This window comes from Kitasatospora cheerisanensis KCTC 2395 (genome assembly GCF_000696185.1).
GTDB lineage: Bacteria > Actinomycetota > Actinomycetes > Streptomycetales > Streptomycetaceae > Kitasatospora > Kitasatospora cheerisanensis.
The window spans coordinates 3,153,635-3,171,398 of sequence record NZ_KK853997.1; the positions used below are offsets into that span (position 1 = coordinate 3,153,635).

The window sequence follows — 17,764 nt, forward strand, 5'->3', positions numbered from 1 at the left end:
GCCCGGGGGTGTTCCCGGCGGGTCCTCGGCCGGGTGTGCGGCGGCGCGGTCGGGTGGTGGGTGGGTGATCCATCGTCGCCGTGCGGGGTGACGCCCCCGGGTCGGGCGGGTGTCCGGCGTGTTTCGCGGCCCGGCCCGGGGGCGTGACGGCGGGTCAGACCCTGGCGGGGGCGGGCGCGTCGGCGCCGTGCGGGGCGGCGGCGGGGCGGCGCAGGTAGACCGCCCAGGTGAGCAGGGAGCAGGCGGCGTAGGCGGCGAGGAAGGTGACGAACGCCGGGGTGCCGGTGTGCACGGTGCGGAAGGACTCGCGGAAGGCGAGGTTGATGAAGAGTCCGCCGAGCGCGCCGACGGCGCCGATCACGCCGATCGCGGCGCCGGACATCCGGCGCGACCAGGCGGCGGCGTCGGCGGGGGTGGTGCCGTCGGCGATCAGGTCCTGCGCCTTGGCGTCGAAGATGCCGGGGATCATCTTGTACGTGGAGCCGTTGCCGAGGCCGGCGAGCGCGAACAGCGCGACGAACCCGGTGAGGAAGAGCGGCAGCGAGCGGATCGCCGACGCCCAGGTGACGGTGCCGGCGGCGGCGGCCATCGCGGCGAAGTTCCACAGCGTGATCCGGGCGCCGCCCCACCGGTCGGCGAGCTTCCCGCCGAGCGGGCGGGCCAGCGAGCCCAGCAGCGGCCCGAGGAAGGTGAGTTGGGCTGCCTGCAGGGCGGTGCGGCCGAACTGGTTCTGCAGCACCAGGCCGAACGCGAACGAGAACCCGATGAACGAGCCGAAGGTGCCGATGTACAGCGCCGACATCAGCCAGGTGTGCTTCTCCCGAACCACGGCGGCGATCGCCCCCGTGTCGGCCTTCACCGGCGCGAGGTTGTCCATGAACAGGGCGGCGCACAGCGCGGCCAGCACGATCAGCGGCAGGTAGACGGCGAGCACCAGCCGCGGGTGCCCGGCGCCCGCCAGGCCGATCACGGCGAGCGCGACCAGCTGGATCACCGGCACGCCGACGTTGCCGCCGCCGGCGTTCACGCCGAGCGCCCAGCCCTTGTGCCGGGCCGGGTAGAAGGCGTTGATGTTGGTCATCGAGGACGCGAAGTTGCCGCCGCCGACCCCGGTGAGCGCGGCGACCAGCAGGAACGTCCGGTACGAGGTGCCGGGGTGCATCACGTACGCGGCGGCCAGCGTGGGCGCGAGCAGCAGCAGCGCGGAGACCACCGTCCAGTTCCGGCCGCCGAAGCGGGCGACCGCCACGGTGTAGGGGATGCGGACGAAGGAGCCGACCAGGGTGGGAACGGCGACCAGGAAGAATTTCCCGGCCGGGTCGATTCCGTACTCCGGGCCCATGAACAGCACCATCACCGACCAGAGGCTCCAGATCGAGAAGCCGATGTGTTCGGAGAGCACCGAGAAGACCAGATTGCGGCGGGCGGTGCGGCGTCCTGTGCTTTCCCAGAACTCCGGGTCCTCCGGATCCCAGTGGCGGATCCAACGCCCGCCCGTCCTGCTGTTCGTGGTGGTGCCGTTCATGGGCTGCTCCTCCGAGTGCCGTAGGCCTGTGCCACTGACGCTAGGAGTCCACCGTTTCGGATCCGTGGTGCGATGTGAAGGGTTCTTGACCGTCTGTTCACCCGGACCCGGGCCGGGGTGTGAGGGCCCGGGACACACGAAGAGCCGTCCTCCGGATGGAGGACGGCTCTGCGATGCACATGGGGTGGTGGAGATGCCGGGAATCGAACCCGGGTCCAGTGGAGAGGATTCAGGACTTCTCCGAGCGCAGTCCGCTGTGATTTTCTCGGCCCTGGCGGTCACGCGGACAAGCCGCCAACAGGCCCAGCCACTGTTTGATTTCCCCGCCACCCCCGCGGCCGGGGTGGAAGGTTGAGTTCCCTAGATTATGCCAGGATCCGGGTCGGGAACGCCCCGGGCTGACACCCATTCACTTTCGCTGATCAGGCAGCGAGAGCGAACTGCTGGGAATCGCGCTTAGAGTTGGCGATTATTTTTTTGCGACACGTGGTTAACGAGATCATTGCCGCGTTCCTCGGCTCGCTTCTCCTGTTTCGACTGCCACTGTCGAAACCGATCATCCCCATGTTGATTTGACAAACAGCTCCCGGCGGGCGGGGCCCTCCGGGTGATGCGCTGCCATAGTACTCGGGCGGCCCGTCAAGGGTCCAGCGCATTAACGAGCGGCGGCCGACGGGCTCCTCCCGGCCGCGGGTCAGCCGGTGGCGCCCGGCAGGGCGAGCTCCCGGGCCAGCCAGGGCAGCGACTGCTTGAACGCGAAGGCGCCGAACTGCCAGTCGTGCTTGCCGGGGTGGATCTCGACCCGGGTCTTCAGGCCGGCCGCGTTGGTGGCCCGGTCGAGTTCCTTGGCGTTGGCGATGTGGCCGGCCTCGGTGTCGCCGACCATGAACAGGCCGGAGGAGGCGCTGTAGTCGCCGTGCTTGCCGCGCAGCACCGTCAGCGGGTCGTTGGCGGCCCAGGCCGCGGCGTCGCCGCCGTAGAGCTGGGAGATGGTGTTCTGCTTGCTGCCGGTGTTCGGTCCGAGGTCGCCGGCCATGTCGACGAAGTGGCCGAACACGTCGGGGTGGACGACGGCCAGGTCGAGGGCGCAGGTGCCGCCCATCGACCAGCCGGCCGCCGCCCAGGCGTGCGGGCCGGAGGCGGTGCCGAAGGTCTTCACGACGTACTGCGGGATGTCCTTGACCAGGTGGTCCTGGGCCTTGCCGGCCGGGCCGTTGACGCACTCGGTGTCGGCGTTGAAGCCGCCGGTGGCGTCCACGAAGACCAGCACCGGGGCGTAGCCGTCGTGCGCGGCGGCGTACGCGTCGGCGGTCTGCACCGCGTTGCCGACCCGGATCCAGTTGCTCGGCGCCATGTACTGGCCGCCGATCATCTCCACCACCGGCAGCTGCGGGCGGACCTTGCTCTTGAACCAGGCCGGCGGCAGGTAGACCATCTCCTCGCGGTGCTGGAAGCCGCTCGGCACCGCCGGGATGTCGACCGCGACGACCCGGCCCTCGGTGGCCTTGCCGACCGTGACGAGCGCCTGGTCGAGGCTCATCTGCTGCGGCACCGGCGCGCCCGCCAGGTCGGCCAGCGCGACGTCCACGCTCGGGTAGTAACCGGTGGCGGCGTTCAGCGAGTTGGCGCCGCAGACCAGGGCCAGCGCGGCGGCCACCGGCACGGCGGCCATGTTCCACCAGCGGGCGTGCTGGAGGCCGAACGCCATGGTGCCGACGGCCAGCAGGGCGCAGAACACCCAGAACCACAGCCCGACCGGCAGCTCGTCCTGGACGTCGCCGAACAGCGCCACCAGGATGGCGATCAGGCCGGTGCCCAGGAGGGCCCCGCCGGCGACCCACGGGAGCCGGCGGCGCAACCAGAACGGGCTGACCCGGACCGCCGCCGCACCCACGGCCGCGAGGGCCAGAATGCGCAAGGTCCAGGGGAGCCAGCCGCTCAGCAGTGAGGAGTCCACCCGGAGATCGTACGGAAACGTCCGGTCACCGCACGCAACCGGGGTGGCACGCCCTTGACCTGACGTCGGCTCAAGCCGCGGTTCAGCCCTGCCGGCGGCGGGCCGCGGCCACGGCGCGGTCGGACTCGCGGCGGTCCTGGCGCTCGCGCAGGGTCTGCCGCTTGTCGTAGAGCTTCTTGCCGACGGCGAGGGCGATTTCGAGCTTGGCGCGGCCGTCCTTGAAGTACAGGGACAGCGGGACCAGGGTGTGGCCGGTCTCCTTGGCCTTGGACTCGATCTTGCGGATCTCCATCTTGTGCAGCAGCAGCTTGCGCTTGCGGCGGGCCGAGTGGTTGGTCCAGGTGCCCTGGGTGTACTCGGGGATGAAGACGTTGTCGATCCAGGCCTCGCCGCCCTGGATGTACGCGTAGCCGTCGACCAGGTTGGCCCGGCCCTCGCGGAGCGACTTGACCTCGGTTCCGGTGAGCACCATGCCGCACTCGTAGGTGTCGAGGATGGTGTACTCGTGCCGCGCCTTCTTGTTCTGCGCGACCAGCTTCTTGCCCGTTTCCTTTGCCATAGCTCCGTCATTCTCGCACCTCGGGGGCGGCCTCGGCAGCCCCTTTACGGCGCGGCGGGCTCCTGGTCGGCGGGGCTCAGCCCGTCCAGCACCTTCAGGGCGAGGGTCTCGGCCCCGTCCTCGTCGCCGGCCGGGGCGGGGACGTCGGGCTGCACGCCGGTGCCGTCCGGGGAGCCGCCGGCGGGGGTGCGGTAGCGGCCGACGGTGAGTTCGAGCACCGAGCCGTCGGCGAGCCGGCTGGGCTGCTGGACGGTGCCCTTGCCGAAGGTGCGTGCGCCGACCAGGACCGCCCGGGAGCGGTCCTGCAGCGCGCCGGCCAGGAGTTCGGCGGCGCTCATGGTGCCGCCGTCGACCAGCACCACCAGCGGGACGGCGGTGTCGCCGCCGGCGGCGGCGGTCAGTTCGCGCTGCTCGCCGTGCACCTGGTAGCTGGCGACCGGGCCGCCGTCGAGGAACACCGAGGCGACGCCGACGGCCTCCTCGACCAGGCCGCCGGAGTTGCCGCGCAGGTCGAGCACCACGCCGCGGGCGCCGGCCGCGGCGGCGCGCACCTGGTCGGCCACGCCCTCGGTGAAGGCGTGCACGGCGATCCGCGCGACCCCCGGGCGGGGGCGGTCGGTCTCCACCTCGCGGGCGGCCAGTTCGGCCCGGGTCAGGCGGAGTTCGCGCACCGGCCCGTCCTCGCCCTGCACGCCGAGCGCGACCGCGCTGCCGGCCGGTCCGCCGCGCAGCCGGGACACCACCTCGGTGACCGGCAGTTCCTCGGCGGGGACGCCGTCGACGGTGACCAGCCGCTCCCCCGCGGTGATGCCGGCCCGGGCGGCGGGCGAGCCGGGCAGCACCTCGGCCACCTCGGTGGGGCCGTCGGCGCTGCGGCCGACGGACAGTCCGACGCCCGGGTAGCGGCCGCCGGTGAAGTCCCGGTACTGCTGCGGGCTGAGGTAGGCCGCCCACCGGTCGCCGCTGGCGCCCACCAGTTGCCGGGCCTCCTGCGGGCTCAGGTCGGCGCCGGTCAGGTCGGCGCCGCGGAGCCCGTCGGACGACGAAGGGGCCCGGGGCGAACCGATCGGCTCGCCCCAGGCCCCTGATGCGGCGCCGGCGAACAGCACGGCGCCGAACACCAGCCCGAGCGTCATCCCCTGGCGTACTCGCGGCGCAGTCGGCATGCCGCCGAGTCTAGGGCCTCGGCGGCGACGGACCGTCAGACCTTCAGGTACTTCCGGAGGGTGAAGAACGCCGCGATGCCGGCCATCGCCATGCCGACCACGACCATCAGCGGAATGACCGCCAACACCGAGGACAGGCCGATGAAGTGGATGAACAGCACCTTCTTGGCCAGCCAGCCCTGGACGAAGAAGTGTCCGCCCAGCAGCAGCAGCGAGGCCAGGCCCGCGCCGAGCAGCGCGGCGAACGCGGCCTCCGCGATGAACGGCATCTGCACGTAGAAGTTGGACGCGCCGACGAGCCTCATGATGCCGGTCTCGCGGCGGCGGCTGAACGCGGACACCCGGACGGTGTTGACGATCAGCAGCAGGGCCACGCAGAGCATCAGCGTCATGATCACGAAGGCGGCGGTCTGCAGGCCGCGCAGCAGGCCGAACAGGTTCTCCAGGATCTTCCGCTGGTCCTCGACCGACTTGACGCCGGGCTTGCCCGCGAACTGGCTCTGGATCACGTCGTACTTGGTCGGGTCGTTCAGCTTGACCCGCCAGGACGCCGGCATCGCGTCCGGACCGACCGCCGCGAGCAGCGGGTTGTCCGGGTTGGACTCCTTGAAGTGCTGGTACGCCTCGTTCGGGGTCTCGAAGGTGGCGCTCTGCACCAGCGGGGTCAGCTTGTCCAACTCGGACTTGACCTGCTGGATCTGGTCGTTGGTGGCCGCTCCGCTCGCGCACTGGGGCGAGTTGTGGTCCGCCTTCGCACAGAAGTAGATGCTGACCTCGACCTTGTCGTACCAGTAGTCCTTCATGGAGTTGACCTGGTCGCGGACGAGCAGCGAGGCACCGGCGAGGGCGAGCGAGAGCGCGACACTGACCACGACGGCGATCGTCATGGTCAGGTTGCGGCGGAGACCGACGCCGATCTCCGACAGAACGAACTGGGCGCGCATGCTTCTCTCTTCTAGCTCTGGTATCCGTAGACGCCGCGGGCCTGGTCGCGGACCAGCAGGCCCTTGTCGAGCTCGATGACGCGCTTGCGCATCTGGTCGACGATCGCCTGGTCGTGGGTGGCCATCAGCACGGTGGTGCCGGTCCGGTTGATCCGGTCCAGCAGCTTCATGATCCCGACCGAGTTCTGCGGGTCGAGGTTTCCGGTGGGCTCGTCGGCGATCAGCAGCATCGGCCGGTTCACGAACGCCCGGGCGATCGCCACGCGCTGCTGCTCACCGCCCGACAGCTCGCCGGGCATCCGGTCCTCCTTGCCGCCGAGGCCGACCAGGTCGAGCACCTCGGGCACCACCTTGTTGATGGCGCTCTTCGGCTTGCCGATGACCTCCAGGGCGAACGCGACGTTCTGCCCCACGGTCTTGTTCGGCAGCAGGCGGAAGTCCTGGAAGACGGTGCCCAGTTGGCGGCGCATGTGCGGCACCTTCCAGTTGGACAGCTTGCCCAGGTCCTTGCCGAGCACGTGGACCGCGCCGGTGGACGGGCGCTCCTCGCGCAGGCACAGGCGCAGGAACGTCGACTTGCCCGAACCGGACGAACCGACCAGGAAGACGAACTCGCCCTTCTCGATCTCCAGCGAGACGTTGTCCAGGGCCGGACGGTTCTGCTTGGGATAGGTCTTGGAGACGTTGTCGAATCTGATCACGGCTGCATCACGGGGGCCATCCTAGGTGGATCGGAGCCAGTGACCTTACGCGATGCCCATGCGCACCCGCAGTGACCGGCCGCCTACCGACCGCAGTTTGGTCAGGTGCGGTTCCGGTTCGGAGCGGAAATTGCGAGGTACGTCACAGATCGGTAACCCTTCCCCTCCGGGGGCCGAGGTGTCCCGAACCTGGCAGAGTGGTAGGGAGTCGGAACCGAAGCCGCCTCCGGCACGTTGGCTATGCAGCAAGGAGGAGATCGCATGACCTGCGACCAACTGGTGTGCGCCAACTGCAACGGCCGCGTCGTCGACGGCCGCTGCCCGGTGTGCCGCGCCAACCGCGCCCGGCTCCAGCAGGAGCAGCACGGGCCGTTCGCCGCACTCAGCCCGGCGGTCCTGCTGGCCGTCCTGTGCGCCGCGGTCCTCCTGCTCGCGCTGCTGGCGCGCTGACCCGAGACCCGACGAGAAGGGCCCCACCGCTCGGCGGTGGGGCCCTTCCTCATTGCTTTACCGGCGGACGGCTCAGCTCTCGCGCTGCTTGCGCCACCGGATGCCGGCTTCGATGAAGCCGTCGATGTCGCCGTCCAGGACCGACTGCGGGTTGCCGACCTCGTGCTCGGTGCGCAGGTCCTTGACCATCTGGTACGGGTGCAGGACGTAGGAGCGCATCTGGTTGCCCCAGGAGCTGCCGCTGTCCTTGAGCGCGTCCATCGCCGCGCGCTCCTCCTGGCGGCGCCGCTCCAGCAGCTTGGCCTGGAGGACGTTCATCGCCGAGGCCTTGTTCTGGATCTGCGAGCGCTCGTTCTGGCAGGAGACCACCACGCCGGTGGGGAGGTGGGTGATGCGGACCGCGGAGTCGGTGGTGTTGACGCCCTGGCCGCCGGGGCCGGACGCGCGGTAGACGTCGATGCGCAGGTCGTTCTCGTCGATGTCGACGTGGTCGGACTGCTCGACGACGGGGAGGACCTCGACGCCGGCGAAGGAGGTCTGCCGGCGGCCCTGGTTGTCGAACGGGGAGATGCGGACCAGGCGGTGGGTGCCCTGCTCGACGGAGAGGGTGCCGTACGCGTAGGGGGCCTTGACGGTGAAGGTCGCGGACTTGATGCCGGCTTCTTCGGCGTACGAGGTGTCGTAGACCTCGGTCGGGTAGCCGTGCCGCTCGGCCCAGCGCAGGTACATGCGCATCAGCTGCTCGGCGAAGTCGGCGGCGTCCACGCCGCCCGCCTCGGCACGGATGTTGACGAGGGCCTCGCGGGCGTCGTACTCGCCGGAGAGCAGGGTGCGCACCTCCAGCTCCTCGACGGCCTTCTTGACGGATTCGAGCTCGGCCTCGGCCTCGACGCGGGTGTCCGCGTCGTCCTCGGCCTCGGCGAGTTCGAACAGGACGCCCAGGTCTTCGACCCGGCCGCGCAGGTTCTCCACCTTGCGCAGCTCGCCCTGGAGGAAGGAGAGCCGGCTGGTGACCTTCTGCGCGTTCGCGACGTCGTCCCACAGGGTGGGGGCGGCTGCCTCCTCCTCCAGGGTCGCGATGTCGGCCCGGATCTTGTCCAGGTCGAGGACTGCCTCGATCGACGCCATGGTCGAGTCGAGGTTCTTGAGCTCTTCGGAAGGATCGACGGCTGCCACGCCACAAGGGTAATGGTTCGGCGGGGGGGCTCGGCTACAACCGGGGGTGCCAGGTGGTGTGCACGCCGATCGCGGTGGCCGCGGGCGGTTCGGCGGCGAACGCCGTCCAGGCGGCGGCGGCCCCGGCGAGCAGCAGGATCACGGCGATCAGCACCGCCAGGGTGCGGCGGCGGCGGATCAGCTGGGCGCGGGTGCGGCGGTGGGTTCCGGCGGCGGGCTGGGTGCGCTGGGCCCGGGACTCCTCCGCGTAGGAGGCGAGCTCTTGGGCGGAGGGGCGGCGCAGGCTGGTGTGGGTGTCTCGGGTGGAGTCGGGGGTGGGGCCGGGCACCAGCGGCACGGCGGGGCCGCGGCGGCGGCGGTGGGCGCCGCGGCCGGCGTCCACCTCGGCGTAGACGGCCTCGCCGGGGGTGGGCGCCTCCTCGGTGGCGGTGCGCTGCGCGGGCACCGCGAGCGGGCCGACGCCGGCCAGTTCGGGCAGCAGTTCGCGCAGCCGGGAGGCGAGTTCGGCGGCCCGCAGCCGGGAGGCGGGGGCCTTGGCCAGGCATTCGGAGATGATCCGCCACAGGCCGTCCGGCATGCCGTCGACCGGGGGGACGTTCTCGGTGACGTGCCGGCGCAGCACCGCGCCGGTGTGGCCGCCGCCGAACGGGGTGGCCCCGGTGAGCAGTTCGTACAGCACGGTGGCGAGGGCGTAGATGTCGACGGCGGCGCGCGGCTCCAGGCCCTCGATGATCTCGGGGGCGAGGTAGTCGGGGGTGCCGATGATCCGGGTGGCCCGGGTGCGGCGGGGGGCGTCGACCAGGCGGGCGATGCCGAAGTCGGTGAGCTTGGCGCGCGGGGCGCCGCCGGGCCCGGCCGGGGCGGCGAGGTCGAGCAGCACGTTCTCCGGCTTGACGTCGCGGTGGACGATGCCGGCGGCGTGCGCGGCGGCCAGGCCGTCGGCGACGTCGGCGATCACCGAGGCGGCGACCAGCGGGGCGAGCACGCCGTCGCGCTCCAGGCGGGTGCGCAGGTCGGTGCCCTGGACCAGGTCCATGACCAGGGCGAGGTCGCTGCCGTCGACCACCATGTCGTGCACCCCGACCACGTGCGGGTGGTCGAGGCAGGTCAGCGCGGTGCGCTCCTGGACGAAGCGGCCGACCAGGACCTGGTCGGCGGCCAGGTCCTCGCGCAGCAGCTTCACCGCCACCGGCCCGTCCGGGCCCTCGCCGAGCCACACCGTGCCGGCCGAGCCGCGGCCGATCACCTGGTGGACCGTGTACCGGCTGCCGATCTTGCGTGCCAATGCTGCTCCGTGGGCTCGTGAGGTCGGTGCTCGACGAACAACCTACGCGGCCGAGGGGTCTGCGGGGGCCGTGGAGGGCCCCCGCAGAGGTTCCGATCCGGTGGAATTTCGCGGGATTGTCGACAAAGCGTCAATTCGAGTTGCCGGTGTGGCTGCTGATCCAGGCCGACGCCGAGTCGAACCAGCCCACCACGTTGTCCCAGTAGTGCGGCAGCGGCGTGAACTTCCACAGCGCCAGGCAGCCGAGCGCCAGCACCACCAGCACCAGCAGGCAGCCCTTCGCGCAGCCCAGGCCCGGGATCCACATCCGGTTGCGGCTGCGGCCGCGCGGCTCGCGCGCCCGCTCGCGGGCCGGCTCCGGCTCCCGGTACGGCGGCTCCTGGCGGCGCGGCGGGGCCGGCTCGGCCCGGCGCTGCGGCGCCCCGTGGCCCTGCGGCCGGCCGTCGTGGCCGGGCGGCGGGCCGGGCTGCTGCTGCGGGTGCGGCTGCTGCGCCTGGTACGGCGGCGGCGCGACCGGCGGGCGGCCGCCGCGGCCCTGCGGGTACTGGCCGCCGCCCTGCTGGCCGCCCTGCTGCGGGTGCCGGCCGGGCTGCGGCTGGTACGGGCCCTGCGGCTGGGCGTACCGGCCGCCGCCGGGCTGCTGCTGCGGGTGCGGCTGCTGCGCCTGGTACGGCGGCGGGGCGACCGGCGGGCGGCCGCCGGGCGGCGGGTACTGGCCGGCCTGGTACGGGCGGGGCGCGACCTGCGGGTCGGCCAGGTCCTCCGGCTCGAACCAGCCGATCCGGGTCTGCTCGTTGCGGTCCCGGGCGGCCTGCATCTGGGTCTGCCAGGGGTGCGGGCCGTCCGGCTGCGCGGGGGCTCCGCGGCGGGCATCGAGGGCATCACCCGGGTCCGGTCGGCGGGCGGCGCCGGCGGCTGGGGGCTCATCAGCTGGGTGCGGTCCTCGGCGCCCGGGACGGCCTGACGGTGCGTCATGACCTGGGTGGCGGCGGCCGGATCGTAGCCGGCGCCGCCGAGGGTGGCGTCGTGGCCGGCGGGCGCTGCGGGGCGAGCGCCGGGTCGGGCACCAGCAGCGAGCCGACCGACAGGGCGGCGTCCACGGCGGCCGGGGAGGAGTGCACGCCGACGCCGGCCGCGACCACCCGCAGCGCCTCGGCCAGCGAGACGGCGGTGGGCCGCTCGGCCGGGTCCTTGCGCAGGCAGCGCTCGACGACCGTCCACAGCGGCTCGGGCATGGTGCGGGGGCGCTGCGGCTCCTGCGCCAGGTGCGCCTGCAGGATCGCCATCGGGTTGTCGCCCTGGAACGGCGGGCGGCCGGTGACCAGTTCGTACAGCATGATGCCGGCACCGTAGACGTCGACCGCGGCGGTCTGCGGGCGGCCGTCGGCGGACTCCGGGGCGACGTAGGCGGGGGTGCCGACGAACTCGTGGGTGCGGGTGATGCCCGGGGAGTCGGCGAGCCGGGCGATGCCGAAGTCGGTGAGCATCGGGTGCATCCGCTCGCCGCCGTCCACGGCCAGGGTGGCCAGCAGCACGTTGGCGGGCTTCAGGTCGCGGTGCACGACGCCGTCGGCGTGGCTGGCGGCCAGCGCGTCGGCGATCTGCGCCATCAGCAGCGAGCCGGCGATCGGCGACAGCGGGCCGGACTCGCGCAGGTAGCGGTACAGGTCGGGGCCGTCGATCAGGTCCATCACCAGGGCGAGCAGCTCGCCCTCGACGACCAGGTCGCGGGTGCGCACGATGTTGGGGTGGGTGAGGCGCAGCAGGACGGAGCGCTCGCGGAGGAAGCGCATCACCACGTCCGGGTCGGCGGCGAGCTCCTCGCGCAGGACCTTCACCGCGACCGCCTGGCCGGGCTGCAGGCCCGGCACGGCGGCGTCCTCGCGCACCCGGCCGCGCCAGACCGTGCCGGTCGCTCCGCGTCCGAGGCTCTCCTCGAGCAAGTACTTGCTGCCGACAGGCCGCACCTGTGCACTCCGTTCGGTCACCCGGCGCCCGCTGCCGGGGCCGCGTTCCGGCACTCCCCCGTTCCCGTGAACGGCGCCGGGGCCTTGGGGGAACCGCCCGCGCGCGGGGGCTCCCGGTTTTCGGCAACTCTAACGGTGCCCGCGCGGGTTTCCGAGGTGTTGCCCGGGCCGGGCGCGCACTGTCGGCCACCTGGGGTGTCGGTGCGTCCTTGACCTGACTCGGCGTCGGATTCACCATGTCGATGATCGCAAGATCGTCAAATCCGGTACCGTGCGCGGACTGTCCGTCCCGAGTGGCAGGATGGCAGGCACCACACGTGTGCAGAAGGGACCCCGGGCGTGATGCAGATCCGGCTCACCGTCCTTCGACCGCGCAGCGGCCCGAGCAGCCCCGGGAGCTCTGCCGACGTCCTGGTCACAGCCCCGGCCGGCACCACCCTCGGCGCCGTCGCCACCGCCCTGGCCGGCGCGGTCGGCGTCCGCGGCCCGCGCTCCGCCACCCACGTCCACCTGTACGCCGGTGACGAGCGGCTGGACGAGCAGGCCCCGCTCGGCCGTCCCCCGCTGATCGACGGCGCCGTCCTCGCCCTCGGCGAACCCGACCCGGACACCGAGGACACCGCCGGCCGCCCCGCCGCCGAACTCCGCGTCGTCGGCGGCCCCGACGCCGGCGGCGTGCACCGCCTGCACGGCGAGCGGATCCGGATCGGCCGCTCCACCGAGGCCGACGTGCCGCTCGACGACCCCGACGTGTCCCGGCTCCACCTCGCCCTGCACCTGACCGCCGACGGCCACGCCACCGTCCAGGACCTCGGCTCCACCAACGGCACCCTGCTGGACGAGCGCTACCTGCGCGAGGAGAGCGCGGAACTCGCCCCCGGCGCGCTGCTGCGGATCGGCGAATCCACCCTCCAACTCGCCCGCCCCGCCGACATAGCGGCCCGCACCACCACCCCCGACGGCGAGGGCCGGCTCCGGCTCGCCCCCCGCCCCACCGCCCGCACCGCCCCGGCCGCCCGGCCGGCCCGCTCCCGCCGCCGAACCCCCGCCGCCGCCACCGGCGGCGGCCGCGGCCGCTGGCTGCGCCGCACCCGCCCCGAGCCGCCCGCCGTCGACACCGACCGGCAGCACGCCACCGCCCGCCTGCGGCAGGCCGCCAACCAGCGCGAACGCTGGCCCGACCCGGCCACCCTGCTGCTCGCCGCCCTCGGCACCGGCCCCCGGCTCTGGGAGCGCGGCCCCGACCACCCCGACGCGCTCACCCTGCGCCTCGGCACCGCGGACCTCCCCGGCGGCCCCGGCACCGTCCCCGGCACCCTGCTGCCCGCCGTCCCCGCCACCGTCGACCTGCAGACCGCCGGCAGCCTCGGCCTGGCCGGCCCGCGCCACCGCCTCACCGGCCTGGCCCGCGCCGCGCTCGCCCAACTCGCCGCCCTGCACCCGCCCAGCGGCCTCGCCCTGGTCGTCGTCGCCCCCGAGCAGCACGCCGAGGACTGGGCCTGGGCCCAGTGGCTGCCCCACCTGCGGCCCGCCCACGGCCAGGCCTGCCGGCTGCTGTACGGCCTCGGCCCCGAGCAGGCCGAGGCCCGGCTCACCGAACTCGCCTCCGCCACCGTCTCCGCGCCCGCCACCGTCGTCCTGGTCGACGGCGACCCCGGCACCGAGGCCGGCCGGCGCGCCCTCGGCCTGCTGCTCCGGCAGGGCCCCGCGGCCGGCGTGTTCGCCCTCTGCCTCGCCGAAGACGCCGACGAACTCCCCACCGGGCTCGGCGCGTTCGGCCTGATCACCGGCGAAGTCGCCACCCGGCTCACCCTCGACCGGCCGGTCGGCGGCACCCGCGAACGCCTCGCCGACATCGCCCTCGACGCGGTCTCCCCCGCCTGGGCCGAACGCCTCGCCCGCACCCTCGCCCCGCTGAGCGAGGCCGCCGACGCCGAAGCCGCCCGCGGGCCGCTCCCCGACGCGCTGCGCCTGCTCGACCTGCTGCGCTCCGAGTCGCTCTCCCCCGCCCGGCTCGCCGAGAGCTGGAGCGCGCTGCCCGCCGGCGCGGGCGGCGCCGCCGCCCTGCTCGGCACCGCGCGCGGCGCGGCCGGCGAGGAGACCTGCGCCCTCGACCTCGCCGAGGACGGCGACCACCTGCTGATCGGCGGCGGCCCCGGCTCCGGCAAGTCCGAACTGCTGCGCAGCCTGGCCGCCTCGCTGGCCGTCTCCGAGAGCCCCGAACGGCTCGCCCTGCTGATGGTCGACGGCGACCGCGCCGGGGACGGCGGCCTGGCCGGCTGCACCGACCTCCCGCACGTCACCGACCACGTCAACGCCGCCGAGGACCCGCGCGGCGCGCTACTCGCCGCCGAACGCCTGCTCGACGAACTCGCCCACCGCGAAGCCCTGTTCGACGGTCTCGGCTTCACCGAGTGGCACACCCGGCGGATCTTCGACAAGGCCCCCGCGCTGATCGGCGGCCCCGCCGAGAACGCCGGCCGGGTCCGCGTCGTCGAACCCCGCCGCGCCCCCGACGCCCCGGCCGCCGGCGCCGCCCCCGCCCGCCTGATCGTCGTCGTCGACGACTACGACGCGCTGCTCGGCCCCGCCTCCCCGGCGGCCGCCCGCTGGCCGCGCGCTGGCCGCCGCCGCCACCCGCGGCGGCCGCCTCGGCGTCCACGTCATCGCCACCACCGGCGATCCCGAGGCCACCGCCGGCACCGAACTCGACGAGGCCGCGCAGCTCCGGATCGCCCTGCGCACCGACCGGGCCGGCGACTCCGACCTGCTCATCGACCTGCCCGACGCCGCCGCCCTCCCCGGCACCACCCCCGGCCGCGGCTACCTCCGCCGCCCCGACGGCGCGGTCACCGCCTTCCAGGGCGCCCGGGTCAGCGGCCGCATCCCCCGCACCGCGACGCTCCGGCCCACCGTCGTCGCCCAGCGCCTGGAGGACCACGGCGCCGCGCCGTCCGCCCGGCCCGTCCGCGAACTCGGCAACGGCCCCACCGACCTCGCCCTGCTCGCCTCCGCACTGCGCCGCGCCACCGAGAGCTGAGCCCTTCCCGCCCGGGCGCCGCCGCTCAGCCGGCGGCGTCCGGGAGCTGCGGCGGGCACTGGCCGCCCGGGGTGGTCAGCAGCTCGAAGTGCCACATCTCGTTGGCGTACACCTGGCACAGCCCGTACCGCGCCCCCTTCCGGTTCAGCCAGTCGTCGGCGTTCGTCGGGCCGATGTCCACCGCCTTGCCCGAGACGTGCGCGGACTTCTCCGGTGTGTTCACGTACCGCCGCGCCGACTCCAGGCTGCCGTACCGGGCCACCGCCGCGTCCAGCAGCCGCTGCTGGTAACTCCGGCTCCGCCAGCCGGACGTGACGCGCAGTTCGACGCCCTGGGCCTGCGCGTCCGCGGCGGCGCTCCGCAGCGCGGCCAGCAGCGCCGGATCGAGGTTCCGCACCGCCGGCGAGTCCCCGTCCATCGGACTCACCGACACCCCCGCCGCCAGCTCCCCGTCCCCCGCCCGCGCCCGCGGCCCGTCCACGGCGAACGCCGCCACCGCCCCCAGCACCGCCACCGCCGCCACCCCGACAACCCCGCGCCGCACGACCTTCACCGTCTCCGCCTCCCGCTCCGCTCCCTGCCACGCCCCATTCCAGGCGCCCCCGTGTTGCGAGCCCGTCTGCATTTCCCGATACGTTTTCGAGATGCGGGATCGGGTCCAATGGAGGTTCCGGTGTCGAGGAGTGGAGCTGCGCGTGCGGGTGCTGGTGGTCGAGGACGAGGTGTACCTCGCCGAGGCGGTGCAGGCGGGGTTGCGGTTGGCGGCGATCGCGTGCGACGTCGCGGGGGACGGCGAGTCGGCGTGGGAGCGGTTGGGGGTGCACCGGTACGACGTGGTGGTGCTGGACCGGGACCTGCCGGACGTCCCGGGGGACGAGGTGTGCCGGCGGATCGTCGCGGCGGGCCTGGGGTGCCGGGTGCTGATGCTGACGGCGGCGGCGCGGCTGGACCAGAAGGTGGCGGGGTTCGAGCTGGGTGCGGACGACTACCTGACGAAGCCGTTCGACCTGGCCGAACTGGTGGTGCGGCTGCGGTCGTTGGCGCGCAGGCCGGAGCAGTCCGCGCCGCCGGTGCTGGAGTTCGCGGGGCTGCGGGTGGATCCGTTCCGGCGCGAGGTGTTCCGGGACGGGCGCTACGTGGCGCTGCCGCGCAAGCAGTTCGCGGTGCTGGAGGTGCTGATGGCGGCGCGCGGCGGTGTGGTGAGCGCGGAGGAGCTGCTGGAGCGGGCCTGGGACGAGCACGCGGATCCGTTCACCAACGCGGTGCGGATCACCATCTCGGGTCTGCGCAAGCGGCTCGGCGAGCCGTGGGTGATCCACACGGTGCCGGGCGTCGGCTACCGCCTGGACGCGTCGTGAGCCGCCCGCGCCGTCTGACGGCCCGGATGCGGCTGACGCTGAGCTACACGCTGTTCACCGTCACCACCGGGGTGCTGTGCCTGGCGGTGGTGTACGTCGGGATGAAGTACGTCCCCAACTATCCGCTGACGTCGGCGAATCCGCGCTACCGGTCGGACGCGCCCTCGCGGCAGGAGATCCTGGAGTCGCTGCTCGCCGCGTCGGGGTACGCGCTGGCGCTGCTGACGGTGGTGGGGATGGCGGGCGGCTGGCTGGTGGCGGGGCGGGTGCTGCGGCCCTTGCAGGAGGTGACGGCGGCGGCCCGGCGGGCGTCGGGCGGGGACCTGGGGCACCGGATCGCGCTGGCGGGTCCGCGGGACGAGTTCACCGAGCTGGCGGACGCGTTCGACGAGATGCTGGCCCGGCTGGAGCGTTCGTTTGACGCGCAGCAGCGTTTCGCGGCGAACGCCTCGCACGAGTTGCGCACGCCGCTGGCGATCAACCGGACGATGCTGCAGGTCGCGGCGGCCGATCCGGCGGGGCAGGACTGGCCGCGGCTGGTGGGCCGGCTGCTGGACACCAATCAGCGCGGCATCGAGGTCACCGAGGCGCTGCTGCAGCTCGCCGAACTCTCGCACCGCTCCCCGGAGTCGGCGCCGCTGGAGCTGTCGGCGACGGTCCGCGAGGCGCTGGCGGCGGTGTCCGCCGAGGCCGCCGAGCGGGGCGTGCCGATCACCCGGGAGCTCGCGGCCGCGCCGGCCGTCGGCAACGAGGTGCTGCTGCGGCAGGCGGCGGTGAACCTGCTGCAGAACGCCGTCCGCCACAACCTGCCGTCCGGCGGCCGGGTCGAGCTGGCCACCGGCCCGGATCCGGAGCGCCCCGGCCGGGTGCGGCTGACGGTGCGCAACTCCGGCCCGTTGCTGGAGGATTCGCTGATCGGCACGCTGACCGAGCCGTTCCTGCGCGGAGGCGGCCGGACCGCGCAGCGCGACCCGGCGCGGCGCGGGCACGGCCTGGGGCTGGCGATCGTCGCCGCCGTGGCGCAGGCGCACGGCGGCGAGCTGCGGCTGGCCGGCAATCCGGGCGGCGGGCTGGAGGCGGTGCTCAGTCTGCCCGGTACGGCCGGTAGCGGGGCTGCGGGTGCGGCCAGGTGATGTCGAGGAAGAGCGGGTAGTCCCGGCGTTCCAGGCAGCGCAGCAGGAACTCGGGGAAGCTGCCGCGGGTGGCGTACCACTGGCCGGTGTCGCTGAACACGGCGATCGGCCAGCGGTCCGGATCGGGGCCCTGGGCGAGGAAGAACCAGGCGCCGCCGTACTTGTCGGCGCCCCAGCCGATCAGGCCGCCGGGCTCGGGGTGGTACGGGAACGGATCGAAGTCGGGGTTCCGCTCCTGGCCCGGCCGCCACCCGTACCACGGGCCCCACAGGGCGCGGGCTTCCTCCGGCGTTCCGTCGACCGGTCCGAAGACGGTCAGGAAGCCGTCCAGGGTGCCGGGGCCCCAGCGGTCCACGAAGGTCCGGTAGCCGCTCGGCAGCCGGACCCCGAGGTAGCTCTCGGCGGCGTCCCAACTCCCTTGCGGGGACTGCCGGTCGGGTGGTCCGAGCAGGGCGGACAGTCGGTCGAGCTCAGCCTCCGTCATGCCCGTCATTGTGCCGGAA

The 17,764-nt window shown here is 73.7% G+C and carries 13 protein-coding genes, 1 other RNA gene and 2 pseudogenes; 4 read left to right on the forward strand and 12 right to left on the reverse strand.

The genetic code is table 11. From position 1 onward, the window contains the following. Positions 1-154 precede the first annotated feature (154 nt). The 7 genes from KCH_RS14225 to ftsE form a co-directional block, all read right to left on the reverse strand. On the reverse strand, positions 155-1,525 hold the full coding sequence (locus tag KCH_RS14225; protein WP_035863150.1) for a nitrate/nitrite transporter: 1,371 nt from the start codon (positions 1,523-1,525) through the stop codon (positions 155-157). A gap of 185 nt (positions 1,526-1,710) precedes the next feature. Further along, positions 1,711-2,089: a transfer-messenger RNA gene (ssrA, locus tag KCH_RS38625) on the reverse strand. 130 nt (positions 2,090-2,219) lie between these two features. Further along, complete coding sequence (locus KCH_RS14230) at positions 2,220-3,482, reverse strand: alpha/beta hydrolase (RefSeq protein ID WP_035863151.1); 1,263 nt, start codon at positions 3,480-3,482, stop codon at positions 2,220-2,222. An 82-nt stretch (positions 3,483-3,564) separates the two neighbouring features. Beyond that, positions 3,565-4,041, reverse strand: a complete 477-nt coding sequence (gene smpB, locus KCH_RS14235) for an SsrA-binding protein SmpB (RefSeq protein WP_035863154.1) — start codon at positions 4,039-4,041, stop codon at positions 3,565-3,567. Between the two features lie 44 nt (positions 4,042-4,085). Further along, positions 4,086-5,207, reverse strand: a complete 1,122-nt coding sequence (locus KCH_RS14240; RefSeq protein ID WP_035863156.1) for a S41 family peptidase — start codon at positions 5,205-5,207, stop codon at positions 4,086-4,088. Between the two features lie 35 nt (positions 5,208-5,242). Continuing rightward, entirely contained in the window at positions 5,243-6,151 is a 909-nt protein-coding gene (gene ftsX, locus KCH_RS14245) for a permease-like cell division protein FtsX (protein WP_035863159.1), read from the reverse strand. Between the two features lie 11 nt (positions 6,152-6,162). Then, the gene (gene ftsE, locus KCH_RS14250) at positions 6,163-6,852 is read right to left on the reverse strand and encodes a cell division ATP-binding protein FtsE (RefSeq protein WP_035863161.1); all 690 of its coding nucleotides are present in this window, start codon (positions 6,850-6,852) and stop codon (positions 6,163-6,165) included. Between the two features lie 261 nt (positions 6,853-7,113). Here ftsE and KCH_RS14255 point away from each other — a divergent pair, with 261 nt between their 5' ends. Continuing rightward, positions 7,114-7,302, forward strand: coding sequence for a hypothetical protein (locus tag KCH_RS14255; RefSeq protein ID WP_035863163.1), 189 nt, complete (start codon positions 7,114-7,116; stop codon positions 7,300-7,302). 72 nt (positions 7,303-7,374) lie between these two features. Here KCH_RS14255 and prfB read toward each other — a convergent pair whose 3' ends face one another. The 3 genes and pseudogenes from prfB to KCH_RS39620 form a co-directional block, all read right to left on the reverse strand. Then, positions 7,375-8,478 carry a peptide chain release factor 2 gene (gene prfB / locus KCH_RS14260; protein ID WP_035872025.1) on the reverse strand — a complete coding sequence of 368 codons (1,104 nt, stop codon included), beginning with the start codon at positions 8,476-8,478 and terminating at the stop codon, positions 7,375-7,377. A gap of 34 nt (positions 8,479-8,512) precedes the next feature. Further along, positions 8,513-9,763: a serine/threonine-protein kinase gene (locus KCH_RS14265; protein WP_051653072.1), complete on the reverse strand. Its 1,251-nt coding sequence runs from the start codon at positions 9,761-9,763 to the stop codon at positions 8,513-8,515. Positions 9,764-9,893: 130 nt separating this feature from the next. Next, a pseudogene (locus KCH_RS39620) lies at positions 9,894-11,730 on the reverse strand (serine/threonine-protein kinase). A 342-nt stretch (positions 11,731-12,072) separates the two neighbouring features. Between KCH_RS39620 and KCH_RS14275 the strand changes: the two are divergent. Further along, positions 12,073-15,060: an FtsK/SpoIIIE domain-containing protein gene (locus KCH_RS14275; protein ID WP_425268899.1), complete on the forward strand. Its 2,988-nt coding sequence runs from the start codon at positions 12,073-12,075 to the stop codon at positions 15,058-15,060. Here the strand turns inward: KCH_RS14275 and KCH_RS14280 are convergent. After that, positions 14,943-15,395: pseudogene (locus KCH_RS14280) on the reverse strand (D-alanyl-D-alanine carboxypeptidase family protein); the annotation flags it as partial. The gene KCH_RS14275 and the pseudogene KCH_RS14280 overlap by 118 nt on opposite strands. 70 nt (positions 15,396-15,465) lie before the next feature. Between KCH_RS14280 and KCH_RS14285 the strand changes: the two are divergent. Both KCH_RS14285 and KCH_RS14290 read left to right on the forward strand, forming a co-directional pair. Beyond that, complete coding sequence (locus tag KCH_RS14285; RefSeq protein ID WP_035872031.1) at positions 15,466-16,128, forward strand: response regulator transcription factor; 663 nt, start codon at positions 15,466-15,468, stop codon at positions 16,126-16,128. After that, positions 16,125-17,261 carry a sensor histidine kinase gene (locus KCH_RS14290; protein WP_063750151.1) on the forward strand — a complete coding sequence of 379 codons (1,137 nt, stop codon included), beginning with the start codon at positions 16,125-16,127 and terminating at the stop codon, positions 17,259-17,261. Before KCH_RS14285 ends, KCH_RS14290 begins: the two co-directional genes overlap by 4 nt. On the opposite strand, the gene KCH_RS37305 is transcribed toward KCH_RS14290, so the two are convergent. Continuing rightward, on the reverse strand, positions 17,212-17,745 hold the full coding sequence (locus tag KCH_RS37305; RefSeq protein WP_051653073.1) for an SMI1/KNR4 family protein: 534 nt from the start codon (positions 17,743-17,745) through the stop codon (positions 17,212-17,214). The two genes, KCH_RS14290 and KCH_RS37305, sit on opposite strands and share 50 nt — an antisense overlap. Positions 17,746-17,764: the final 19 nt, after the last annotated feature.